10 protein-coding genes are annotated in these 12167 nt (G+C 67.8%); 1 reads left to right on the forward strand and 9 read right to left on the reverse strand.

The window, feature by feature from the left end:
* Positions 1–909 precede the first annotated feature (909 nt).
* From AC3X7Z_RS05325 to AC3X7Z_RS05335, 3 genes are all read right to left on the reverse strand, one after another.
* A complete protein-coding gene (locus AC3X7Z_RS05325; protein ID WP_489975247.1) occupies positions 910–2193 on the reverse strand; it encodes a rhamnosyltransferase WsaF family glycosyltransferase in 1284 nt (427 codons plus the stop codon).
* Entirely contained in the window at positions 2193–3476 is a 1284-nt protein-coding gene (locus AC3X7Z_RS05330) for a glycosyltransferase family 4 protein (RefSeq protein ID WP_489975248.1), read from the reverse strand. Before AC3X7Z_RS05330 ends, AC3X7Z_RS05325 begins: the two co-directional genes overlap by 1 nt.
* A 761-nt stretch (positions 3477–4237) precedes the next feature.
* Positions 4238–5752 carry a sugar transferase gene (locus tag AC3X7Z_RS05335; protein WP_489975249.1) on the reverse strand — a complete coding sequence of 505 codons (1515 nt, stop codon included), beginning with the start codon at positions 5750–5752 and terminating at the stop codon, positions 4238–4240.
* Positions 5753–6072: 320 nt separating this feature from the next.
* Between AC3X7Z_RS05335 and AC3X7Z_RS05340 the strand changes: the two genes are divergently transcribed.
* Positions 6073–7434, forward strand: a complete 1362-nt coding sequence (locus tag AC3X7Z_RS05340; protein ID WP_489975250.1) for a helix-turn-helix domain-containing protein — start codon at positions 6073–6075, stop codon at positions 7432–7434.
* Between the two features lie 63 nt (positions 7435–7497).
* Here the strand turns inward: AC3X7Z_RS05340 and AC3X7Z_RS05345 are convergent, their stop codons facing one another.
* The 6 genes from AC3X7Z_RS05345 to AC3X7Z_RS05370 all read right to left on the reverse strand — a co-directional run bounded on the left by AC3X7Z_RS05345 (position 7498) and on the right by AC3X7Z_RS05370 (position 12057).
* Positions 7498–7620, reverse strand: a complete 123-nt coding sequence (locus tag AC3X7Z_RS05345; RefSeq protein WP_489975251.1) for a hypothetical protein — start codon at positions 7618–7620, stop codon at positions 7498–7500.
* A 285-nt stretch (positions 7621–7905) separates the two neighbouring features.
* The gene (locus AC3X7Z_RS05350) at positions 7906–9399 is read right to left on the reverse strand and encodes a sensor histidine kinase (RefSeq protein WP_489975252.1); all 1494 of its coding nucleotides are present in this window, start codon (positions 9397–9399) and stop codon (positions 7906–7908) included.
* A 174-nt stretch (positions 9400–9573) separates the two neighbouring features.
* Positions 9574–9879 (reverse strand): DUF1416 domain-containing protein, encoded by a 306-nt coding sequence (locus AC3X7Z_RS05355; protein ID WP_489975253.1) that lies wholly within the window; start codon positions 9877–9879, stop codon positions 9574–9576.
* Position 9880: 1 nt separating this feature from the next.
* Positions 9881–10729, reverse strand: a complete 849-nt coding sequence (locus AC3X7Z_RS05360; RefSeq protein ID WP_186339262.1) for a sulfurtransferase — start codon at positions 10727–10729, stop codon at positions 9881–9883.
* 85 nt (positions 10730–10814) lie between these two features.
* Positions 10815–11288: a DUF4395 domain-containing protein gene (locus tag AC3X7Z_RS05365; RefSeq protein WP_489975254.1), complete on the reverse strand. Its 474-nt coding sequence runs from the start codon at positions 11286–11288 to the stop codon at positions 10815–10817.
* Positions 11289–11574: 286 nt separating this feature from the next.
* Positions 11575–12057: a thioredoxin family protein gene (locus tag AC3X7Z_RS05370; protein ID WP_489975255.1), complete on the reverse strand. Its 483-nt coding sequence runs from the start codon at positions 12055–12057 to the stop codon at positions 11575–11577.
* Positions 12058–12167: the final 110 nt, after the last annotated feature.

The following is a 12167-nucleotide window of genomic DNA, read 5'->3' on the forward strand; positions in this document are numbered from 1 at the left end:
CGGGTCTGCGACCGCGAAGAAGACAGCCGCAGCGCAGACACCCAGTGCGAAGTTCGCCAATACGGTTTGCATACTACGGCGTCGTAGTTCGGCTCCCTGCGCCGTCCCGAGCCAACTTTGCAGGCGCGCAGGCACTCCGGCCAAGACGAGTAGGCCCATCCGCAACAATCGGTCCGTCGCGGCATACACGGCAACCGCACCCGGACTCAGGGCCCCAGTAATCGCAGTCAACGCTGTTGTGTACACAACGCTCACGGATCGCCCGGCCGTCAGAGGTAGATGGCCGCGCGCCGATCGCGAGACACTTCGGAAGTCTGCGAACCGCGGCCAAGACGAGAATCGGGCTGTACGCCCCGCCACTGCCAACGCGAAGGGGACACTCAGCACGTTGACAAGAGCAATTGTGGCCAAGGGAGCACCGACGGTGATTGCCAGCGCTGCTGCAACATTGAGCGCTACACGCGGTACTACGTCGACGACCACGATGAGGCCTGGTCGGTTCAAGCCGACCAAGACCCAGACGGGACTCAGTGCCGTCAGACTCATCGAAGCGGCAAGCACCGCAGCGGCGAACCCATGGTCGGACGCGACGGCCAGAGCAACCATCGATGCTGCTGGTCCGCCGACTGCCAGGGCCACTGCTTTGCTTGCCATCGACGCGCGATGTGTCGCAGAAACCTCTTCCGGCGTGCTTCTGGCAATTTCTTGCGGTCCAACGACGCTCCACCCGAGTTCGCAGACCACTGCAGCCGTCGCACCGGCGGACTGCGCGATCGCCACAGTGGCGAACCCCGCCGCTCCGTACTCGGACGTGATAGCTGGGTATACGAGCAGGGGGGCCAGCGCACCCAGCCCGGGGATCAACAGGAAAAGGAGGAGGGACCCCCCTCGCCGGCGGCTTGCATTCACCTAGAGGCTCACGTCGTCCACGAGTACGTCCATCACGTCATTCACGTCGGCGCCGAGCTTGCCGAGCAGCTCCGGCGAGAACTCTGCCGGTCGCGGACCATGCCGAACTTCGGCAAGCGCCACCGCTAGCGCCTCGCTGAGGTCCCTCGGATCCGGTGGACAGGCGACTAGTCGAGGATGCAAGTCTCTGCGCGTCGAGTCCATATCATTGGTGACGGCCCAGCCCCCCGAAACGACGGCATCCAGTGGCGGGTGAGATGGGTGCGGGCTGTGCTGGAGCGAGAGAACCACGTCCGAAGACGCGAGCACTTTGAAGTAGTGCCCCCAGGGGACTTTCCCAAGCACGTCGATCTGGCCTAGCGGGCCGGACCGCGGAACGCCGTGATGCGCGCCCGCCGTGCGGATGAACAGCTCACGACCCGACCTCGACTCTTTGATCGCGGTGAGAGCAAGCGCCGACATGCCGAGAGCGAAGAGATTTCGTGGCTTGTCCGGGCGGGCGTAAAACAGGATGCTTGCGCACGCGTCAGGCCCCCGTTGTCGTCGCTCGTCGGCGGTCTGCCTCAGACGCTCCAAGTCCAAACGGGGACGGAAGATCAGTCGCGGATCTAACTCAACCTTCTCTGCAGTTGTCACATAGTCATAAAGCGGTCGCGAATTTACCACCGTACGAAAACCAGCATGGTATGTCGCGCGCGAGATCGCATAGTCTGTTGACCAAGGATTAAACCCCGGCTCGTAGTCCTGCACCAAGTATATGACATCTGCGGGGTCGACGACTTGTAGACGGGCGGCGACATCGAGAGTATGCGCGGTTGTCCAGTGTGTAGCCATCCACAAGTCGTGTCTGCCGAGGGCCGCCTTAGGAAGGTCCGTGGCCGACAAGACCGTTGTGATTGAACCAGCGAGTTCGCCGAACTCTTCATCGAGATAGGCACGTACTTGCCGAACTTTACGTCGAGTGAGGCCGCCAGTTAACGCGACGATCCTAAGTGGGCGCTGGAGTCGGGAACTGAATATCAAAGCGAATTCGATAGCGGTGCGAGTCCCTGCGAACACGGCCTTGAGACTGACCTGCGGAAGAATGAGATTGATCGCGGGAGGCATGTCCGATGGCCGTATAGACGCAACCCCCAAGCTTTGAGGATGCAGGCCATCGAAAGCAGGCGCGATCTCGAGATGCTCAGTCGCGCCCCGGAAGGCTAAAGAGGCCCGGTAGTCACGCGCGCCGAGGGCGCGATCATTCAATTCCCGCGCCTTGAGCAGCGCCTTAGATATGGCCATCAGGGCGACTCCCAGTACGGCGCACCCAGAACCGCGCGCGAGCACGCGCTCTCGAACCTCGGCGCCAGCGCCTCAACTGTGAACTTTTGCTGCGCCCTCAGGCGTGCCGCACTCCCAAGGCGTTCCCGCGCACCGGGGTCTGTTAGCCGGCCGAGCGCAGACTTCAACTCGTCGACCGAGCCGGCGCGGACGACCACGCCCGCGTCGCCGACCGCCCACGGCATGGGATCGACATCAGTCACGATCACTGCGCGCGCTAGCAGCATCGCATCAATCAGCTTGGCTGGGAGTTGGCCTTCGGACTGCCTCGTGCGAAGACTCGGAATAGCGACGATATCGGCACTGCGCACCAGCTCCACTCCTTCCTCAAGGCTCGTGGATCCGGTCCACGTCTCCCATGGCCTCGCGTCCTTCGGCGGATCGTCCGTCACGATGAGCGAAAAGCCAGACGCTCGGAGACTCGCTACAGCCGCACGAAGCACCGATACGCCCTTGTGGGGCCGATCCGTCCCGACGAACGCCAGCTTAGGAGTCGTCGAGCCCGAGGTGAATCCGGCTCCGACATCAGCCCGTGCATGCGGAATGACCGTTCCGCCATACCGTGCCTGCAGCCAAGGGTTGCTGACGATGCACGGGAGTCGCATGGCCTCGCGTCGCAGTCGTAAGTCCCGCGCGGTTCTCCCCGGTCGACGAACGGAGCGAGCCACGCGCCCAAAGGGTCGCCCAACTCTAAGTAGAGCTTCGAGGTCAGGATCATCGACGTCCACCAGCAGGGGGAGTCGCCGCTTCCGGCTGGCGGTAATTGCCGCCCCAAGCGAGTCCTCAAGGGGCTTGCACGCAATAATGAGGTCCGTTTCCGGGTGGATGGTGCTGGCAGCCTGTTCTGGCGAGACGCGATCGCAATCATCCGCAAACGGCGTCCCTCTCAACGGTTGCCACATCCGATCGCCTCGAGTCGTGAGGACCTGAGTTGACCAGCCCAGTCGCAGCGCGAGTAGCCAGAGTGAATAGGTCCGCCCAAGAGAATTGCTATTCAGTGACTCGGTAAAAAAGGTCACTCTCATGAATTTGTAGACCTCATGGCTTAGCGTCCGGTCCGAGCGTCGGGAGGGGCTTCCCCATCCGTTCCAACATACGCGCTGCCCGCCGGACGTGTGGCTGGGAACGCAAAGCATCGGCAAATCTGAGTGGAACGGAGCGGGCTGGCGGCCGCCACGCCTGCACGGACCGGTTTCGAGATATCTGCGGGACGGGAACCCACCGATGAAACACCGATTCCGCATTGTCGATGTCCAGGACCTGCGTGACTAGGGGAACCTTCAATAGGGCCGCATGTACGGACAACTGATCTCGGCGAGAACCAATCAGGATACTGTCCATCCATAGACGCATACACTCGGCTACACGGTCATTCCTACGCCTAAATAGAATTCCCGTCCATAAAGGTCGGGCGCCGAGGTCAACACCACATGACTTCGCCGAGGAATATGTGCTGCGCACTCGAGCTGGGTCGTCATAACCCGACGCGATCACTTCGGCGTACTCGTCACGGATCGAGGCGCGACCAGAGTGGTGGGCCAGAACCATTTCGTACCGATCCAGTAGCCCCACTAGGGTCAACGCTTCAGGTTTGAGGACCACTCTATTGTCAGCCCAAACCGTGCAATCGTACTGGTCAAGTTCGGGGTGACCGACGGTCTTGAGGAACCGGGCACTGCGGACGGGGTCTGTCGGGAATCTTGGATCAACCTTCACGACGTTCCAGGGCGACGAGGCCTCGAACTTAGAGGGCGTGTCTGTAAACATGACCATCTCGATACCTGCGCTTCGTTCCAGGATCTGTGGAACTGGTCTCTCGTACCCGCCGATCAGCGCCGAGTAGATAACCGTCGTCATACCTCCAGCCTTTCTGTTGCACCCGTCTCGACAGGTCACCAAAGCCGTGAATCCCGGGCAAGCCGGGAATTGGCGAATCCGGGAACGATACGATCCGAGTCGGTCGTCAGCCAGCCAGCCAGCCACCCTACTTCGCGGCTCCGCCCGCCTAGTACGCACCCGAGGAGGCAACGACGGCACGAGCGGTTCGCCAAAGGATCGACAGGTCAGTCATCATCGACCAGTTCTCCACGTAGTGGATATCCAAGTTGATTGCCTCGGCGTACGCGAGGTCCGAGCGACCCGAGACCTGCCAAAGTCCCGTCATGCCGGGCCGGACGGTAAGTCGCCTCTCGGCGAGGCGGTCGTACTGCGCCACCTCAAAGTCGCGCTGCGGCCGCGGACCCACCAGGCTCATGTCGCCCTTGACGACATTGATCAGTTGCGGGAGCTCATCGATCGAGAAGCGACGAATGAAGGAACCCACCCGGGTGACACGCGGGTCCTTCGTCAGCTTCGGCAGCTCAGCGAGCGACTTTCCCTCCGCCGCGAGCAAGGCGGCGAGTTGGCTGTCGGCATCGGAGCGCATCGAGCGAAACTTGATCATCCCGAAACGCTCGCCACCTCGTCCGATGCGCTCCTGCCGGTAGAACACGGCCCCCGGGCTCGAGAGCTTGACCGCGAGAGCCGTGGCGATGAACAAGGGGGCAGACGCGATCAGCAGGATCGACGCTCCGATCGTGTCGAAGAGACGCTTCGTGAGGCGAGTGGCCCCGGCGTACTGGGGCTCGCTCACGTGAAGCATCGGCATGCCGGAGACGTCCTGGAGGAAGAGGCGGGACGACGACACGTTGAGGACGTTGGGCGAGAGGATGAGGTCGACGTTCGACCCCTCGAGCTGCCACGCGAGGTCGCGGAGCGACTCGTGACCGAGGTGCTCGGTGTCCGTCACCACCACGGTTGTCGCGCCCGACCGGGCGAGGGCCGTCGTGAAGTCGGTGCCGGAGGACATCACCGGGACGCCGCGCGGCGCGTCCCCCGTGATGGCAGCCAGTGGCTGACTCTCGTCCGGAATCCACACTCCGCACACGTCGTAGCCGGCGGTCTTGTGCTTCGCGAACCACGTCGCGAGCTCTGCCGCAGCGCGCTCACCTCCGATGACGAGGACCTTCTCGGCAGCCTCGCCCTGGACCCGCGCACGGTGGAGGCTGACCCGCGCGAGCTTCCGCTCGACGAGCAGGCCTACGAGGCCCAGCGGGAACGCGGTCGCAAGATAGAGGCGGGAGGCGTCCATATGGAGGGCCACCGACACGATCGCCAGGACTGCGAACACACGGAAGGTAGCGACGATGACCCGTCGATACTCCTCCCACCCGTGGCCGACGACCCTCGGGCTGCGGACCTGGTGGACCTGCAGCGAAACCCACCAAGCAACAGCCAAAGCCGCACCAAGCACGGCGTAGGACGTCCCCAGCCCACTGACCTGGCGGTCCGGCGTGGCACCGAAGCGGACCACCTGGGCGATGCCGAGTGCGACCGCCAGGACGAACAGATCGCCGAGGAGCAGGGCCCGGGCGTGGCGCCGACGCCACTCGGCGGCTCCCTCAGCCTCACGGGAGACGGTGTGGATCGAACGATGCAACGCCTTGGGTGGAGGCTGGGCAGCCTCGGGCGCGCGACTCACTACGGACATGCATCCCCCACGGATGGCTAGAACAACACACCGAGACAAGCCCCCGGACGAGCGTCAGCCAACCCCTGACCGACTTTTGGAAGGTTAAGGGACAAAAGCCGTGATCGTGGAAGGTTGAACAAAGATGGGACCTTGGTAGGGCGTCCTGTGGCTCACTTGTTGATGAGTCCCATCCTTATGGACGTCCGATCGCGCGCGAACTGCCTGGGCTCGAGGGCGTCACGGCCCGCCGGTCGGATCCGCAGGCCGGGCGACGAGCGTGTTTTGCCAGAATTCAACAACTCCCCTCCCCCAACCCGCACAATGTTCGTATGGACGCACGTCAAGCCGAACTGCTCGCCGGGGCCGACGCCCACGAACTGGGGCGTCGCCTCCGCTCGATCCGGCTCGCCAAGGGCATGACCCAGGGCGAGGTGGTGGGCGACACGATGTCGGTTGCCTACCTCTCCCGCCTCGAGACCGGCGCGCGCAAGCCGACGGTGAAGGCGCTGACCTCGCTCGCCGGCAGGCTCGACGTGTCGATCGACTCGCTGCTCGCCGTGGAGCCGGGGCGCGATCCTGACGAGGTCCGGCTGGCGCTGGACTATGCCGAGCTCGCCCTCGAGTCCGGCGAACCGGCCGAAGCCGCCCAGCACCTCGACGCAGCCTTGAGCCGCGTGGACGACGTGCCCGGGAGCGGCATGCGCGAACGCGCCAGGCTCCTCCACGCCCGCTCGTTGGAGGCCGGCGGACGCGAGGACGACGCCATCATCGAGCTCGAGACTCTCCTCGAGGACGACACCGTCAGCGGCGTCAGCCGCATCAAGGCGGGCATCGCCCTCAGCCGCATCCACCGGGAGACCGGCGACCTCGGCCGCGCGATCTCCTGCGGGGAGGACGTGCTCGCGCAGCTGCGCGCCGCCGGACTCGCCGCGAGCGACGAGGCCGTCCAGCTCACCGTCACGGTGGCGGCCGCCTACTTCGAGCGCGGCGACACGGCCCACGCCGTCCGACTCTGCGCCAAGGCGATCACGCAGGCCGAGACCCTCGACTCGCCACGCGCCCGTGCGTCGGCCTACTGGAACGCGAGCGTGATGCAGGCCAACCGGGGCGACATCACCGCGGCCGTCCCGCTCGCCGAGCGCGCCCTCGCCCTGCTGGGAGAAGGTCAGGACGCCCGCAACCTGGCTCGCCTGCGGACCGAGGTCGGCCGACTCCAGCTCGAGCTCGACCCGCCCGCGGTCGACGAGGCTCGTGACCACCTGACCCAGGCGGTCTCGGAAATGGAGTGGAGCAGCGCGTCGCCCACCGACCGCGCGTGGACGCTGCTCGGACTCGCCCGGGCGGCGTACCTGTCCGGCGACCTCGACCAAGCGCGCGAGCTGATCGGGGAGGTCGAGGAGACCTCGGCTGGCCACGCGCCCCTCGCCGAAGCGGAGGCGCTCACCCTCGCCGGGCGCACCTGTGCCGCCGAGGGCCGGATCGACGACGCGGCGGCGTTCTACAAGAAGGCCGTGCTCCGCCTGTCGGCCATCGGTGCCGACAAGGCAGCGGCTCAACTGTGGTTCGACCTGGCCGCCCTGCTCGAGGACGTCGGCCTGGCCGAGACCGCGCGCGACGCGTATCGCCGCGCGGCGGCCTCGACCGGGCTCCGCACCCGTTCGACGACGACCGTGTCGCCTATCCGCGTGTGACGTGCCGCGCGGCTCGTCCGCCCCAGGGCGGGGCGGACGACGAGTGCGAGAAGGTGTCGCGGATCAGCAGCACCACACGTTGCGCTGCATCTCCACGTCACGAGGCGCCGCGGTGGCGGGAGCCGCCATGCCGGCGATGCTGACGAGGGCGGTGGCGGCGACGGCGAGGCGAGCGAAGGTCTTCATGGGTGGCTCCTTGTGGGGTGTGGGCTGACCGAGCGGCACCGCGAAGACGGACGCTCGCGGCGATTGTGTCAAAACCGAGGCGCGGGCGCCCCCTCTCTGGCAAGATCTGGCAAGACACACTTGGCAAACCCCCCGGCCGAGATGTCGCCCGACGGCGTCCCCCGCGTCGTCGGTTCGAGAGAAAGTGCGCTTCCCCCCGAGGCGCCTGGTCCCCCGCGCCCCACACGCGGGGGGCCGTTCTCGTTCCGCGTCGCAGGCACGACGCCCTCGCGTGACGGCGGCGGTTCAGCGCGGCAGCAGCGCGCAGACGCTGGTGCCCTCGCCGGGCGTGCTCTCCAGCGAGACCACTCCGCCGTGCGCCTCGACGATGCTGCGGACGATGGTGAGACCGAGCCCCGTGCCGGGCACGTGCAGGCGACCGGCGTTGGCGCCGCGGTAGAACCGGTCGAAGACCGCCTCCACCTCGTCGGCGTCGATGCCGATGCCCTCGTCGGTGACCGTCAGCACCGTGTGCTCCCCGCGGACGCCGAGGTCGACGGTCACGACACCGCCCGGGCGGCTGTAGGAGACGGCGTTGTCGAGCAGGTTGTCGAAGACCTGGCGCATGCGCATGCCGTCGACGAGCGCCGGCAGCGTCTCCGGCACCCGGCACTCGACCCGCACGCCCACGCCGTCGGCGTGCAACGACGCCGCGTCGACCGCCTCGGCCAGCAGCAGCGCCAGGTCGACACGGTAGGGGTCGACGAGCGGCGAGCCCGCCGAGACGCGCGTGGTGAAGAGCAGGTCGGCGACCAGGTGCGAGAGCCGGAGCATGTTGCGCCGCGCGGCGCTCACCTGCTCGCGGCCCTCGGGCGTGACATCGGCCGAGTCGTCGAGCAGCTCGAGGTAGGCCAGCGCCGCCGTGAGCGGGGTGCGCAGCTCGTGGGAGATCGCGGAGACGAACTGGTCCTTGACGCCCATCGCCCGGACCTGGTCGGTGACGTCGTGGTAGGCCAGCACGGCGCCCGCGGGGGACCCGGAGCGGTCGAGCACCCGGCGGGCCGAGACCGACAGGGCTCGCCGCGTGTGCGGGTCGTGGCCGACCCAGAGGCGCAGGTCGTCGAACTCCTCGCCGCGAGCGGCGCGCGCCGACGGGACCTCGTGGGCGGCCAGGGGCTGCTCGTCGATGCCGAAGGCGAGGCCGGTCTGGCCGGCGACGCCGTGGTGGCCGCCGGGGAAGGCGAGATCGACGAACTCCCGCAGCCGCGTGTTGGTGAGGAGGTAGCGCCCGTCGGCGTCGATCTGCAGCAGCCCGACCGCGACGCCCTCGAAGACCGCCTGGGCGGTGCGCCGGTCGGCGTCGGCGGCCGCCTCGGCGGCGTCGAGGCGCTCGGCGAAGGCATGCCGCTCGCTGAGGTCGGCCACCTGCGCGATGAAGTGGACCGGGGCGCCGTAGGAGTCGCGCAGGAGGGCGACGGACAGGTCGCCGACCAGGATGCTGCCGTCGGCGCGGACGTAGCGCTTGGTGATGCGGTAGGAGCTGATCTTGCCGGCGAGCGCCTCCCCGAACAGGCGGAGGTCGACCGCGAGGTCGTCGGGGTGGGTGAGCTCGTGGAACGTCATGGTCGCGAGCACGTCGGCGTCGTGGCCGAGCATGTCGCAGAGTGCGCCGTTGGCGGTCGTGAAGCAGCCGGCCGGCGACACGATCGCCATGCCCACCGGCGAGTGCTCCATGGTGAGTCGCCAGAGCTCGTCGGTCGCGAGCACGGGTGTCGGGACAGGGGTCGTCTCAGCGACCATCCCCCCACCTCCCCCTTGACGACACAGCCCGTGTGCGACGTACGACCCGAGATCCCAACGTAAGGCCGAGGCGACCGGCCCGTCCGGGGTCGAGACGAACCGTGGCGAAAATGAGGGGAACGCTCCGTGCTCGGGGCACGGAGCGTCCTCCGGTGGTCTGGACCACTGGTGCGATCAGGCGCTGACGAGCACCTGGACCTCGGAGACCGAGCCGGTCGCGGCCACCACGCGGGTGTCGACGGGCTCGGCCTTGGGCGCCAGCGTCCGCAGGGTCCACTCACCGTCGCCGGCGAAGAAGCGGAAGTGCCCGGTGGCCGAGGTGGGCACCTCGGCGGTGAACTCGCCGCTGCGGTCGAGCAGGCGCACGTAGGCATTGGCGACCGGCTCGTCACCGCTGCGCAGCACCTGCCCCTGGATGACGGCCTCCTTGGCGACGTTGACCCCGTCGAGGGAGAGCCCGCCCTGCTTGGCTCCGCACATGTCAGGCCTCCCCGGGCTCGTCGCCGAGGGCGACCGGCACGCCGACCAGCGAGCCGTACTCGGTCCACGACCCGTCGTAGTTCTTGACGTTCTTGCGCCCGAGCAGCTCGGTCAGCACGAACCACGTCAGGGAGGAGCGCTCGCCGATGCGGCACAGGGCGATGGTGTCCTTGTCGGCGTCGAAGCCGACCTCGTCGTAGAGTGCGGCGAGCTCCTCGTCGGACTTGAACGTGCCGTCGTCGTTGGCGTTCTTGCTCCACGGCACGTTGACCGAGGTCGGGATGTGACCGGCGCGCTGCGCCTGCTCCTGGGGCAGGTGGGCCGGGGCGAGCAGCCGGCCGGCGTACTCGTCGGGGCTGCGCACGTCGACGAGGTTCTGCGTGCCGATCGCGGCGACGACCTCGTCGCGGAAGGCACGGATCGAGGTGTCCTGCTCGGTGGCGGTGTAGGTCGTCGCGGCGCGGGTGGGGAGGTCGTCGGTCAGCTCGCGGGAGTCGAGCTCCCACTTCTTGCGGCCGCCGTCGAGGAGCTTGACGTCCTGGTGGCCGTAGAGCTTGAAGTACCAGTAGGCGTAGGCGGCGAACCAGTTGTTGTTGCCGCCGTAGAGCACGACGGTGTCGTCGTTGGAGACGCCCCGCTCGGACAGCAGCGCCTCGAACTGCTCCTTGTTGACGAAGTCACGGCGGACCTGGTCCTGGAGGTCGGTGGTCCAGTCGAGCTTGATGGCGCCCCGGATGTGGCCCTTGTCGTAGGCGGTGGTGTCCTCGTCGACCTCGATGAGGACGACGCCGTCGGTGTCGAGGTTGTCCTCGACCCACTGGGCGGTGACGAGCGAGTTCTCGCGGCTCATGGGTGATGTGCTCCTTGGGTGTGTGCGGCGGTGAAGATGTGGGTGAAGATGGGGGTGAAGATGTGGGTGAAGATGTGGGTGGAGATCAGACGGTGGCGATGAAGCGGCGGACGAGCAGGTAGACCTCGCATCCCAGGCAGAAGGCGAAGGCGGCGTTGAGCAGGGCGGCCACCAGGGCGAGCCCCACGGCGACCTGGGCGAGGACGGTGGCGCCGGCCGCGAAGCCGACCAGTCCGACGAGCGCGAACGCGAGGCCCACGGCCTGGGCGAAGCGCGGCGGCTCGGGGGCCTCCCACTCGGCGGGCGGGGCCAGGCGCGGTCGCACGAGCCGGCGGAACAGCCATGCGTACGGCGTGGCCTGCACGCCGCGCACGGCGCCCACGGCGAACAGCGCCGCCTGCACGGCGAGCAGTGCGACGGCGTACGGCGTGGGGAGCAGCAGGACGCTCGCCAGGACGACGGCGGTCACGGCGGCGGCGAGCTGCGGGCCGCGTGGGTCGATCAGCCCGTCAGGGCGGGCGGACCCCGCCGGACGGGGCGTCGCAGTGGTGCTGGTCATGTCTCTCCTGTGGTCGGTCGGCGCGGCGGGGCCGGGCGCGCTGGGACGGGGCCCGGCACGCGGGTCCCACCGACCGAGCACGGTCCAGCGACGACGGCTGGACGACAGGACTCAGAGAGGCGGCGGGACCGCTACGACATTCGACACAGCGCCGAGTGCACGCGGCAGTGGTCCACTGCGCGGCGCTTGGTGAGCATGGTCGAGGACATGACGACGACACTAGGCCGTCCGACGGCGTGGGCTCCGCTTCGTCTCACCATGTGAACCACGCATCCATATCCTGAGATCAGACCCGGGCCAGGGCGGTCAGCACCTGGTCGCGCGTGGGCGCTCCGCTCGCCCGGACGACCTCCGCGCCCGACGCGTCGAGCACCACGGTGGTCGGCGTGCGCAGGATCCCGAGGGCGCGGGTCGCCTCGAGGTGGTGCTCGGCGTCGACCTCCACGTGGGCGACGCCGTCGACCAGGCCGCTCACCTCGTCGAGCACCCGGCGGGTCGCGCGGCACGGCGCGCAGAAGGCGCTGGAGAACTGCAGCAACGTCGCGCGCTCCCCCAGCTCGCGGCCCACCGCGGTGACCACCTCGGCGCCGGCGAACGCCTGCGTCGGGGCGGCTGCACCGGCGGCTCCCTCGTCGGTCCGTCCCTCGGCGGGGGAGGTGGGACGCGCGGCGCGGGTCTCGCGGAACCGGCCGTCCATGGCCAGGCGCCACAGGCCGACCCCGAGGGCCAGCACGACGGCGGCGACGACGATCCCGGCTCCGGTGCTCACCTCCGCCCAACGACGCCACTCGCCGGATTTGTTCCGGGCCCGGAGACGGGGCGAGGCCCCGGGACGGATCCCGGGGCCTCGCTCGTGGTGCGGGTGCTGCAGGTGCTGCG

Source organism: Nocardioides sp. Z24_21 (assembly GCF_058134345.1).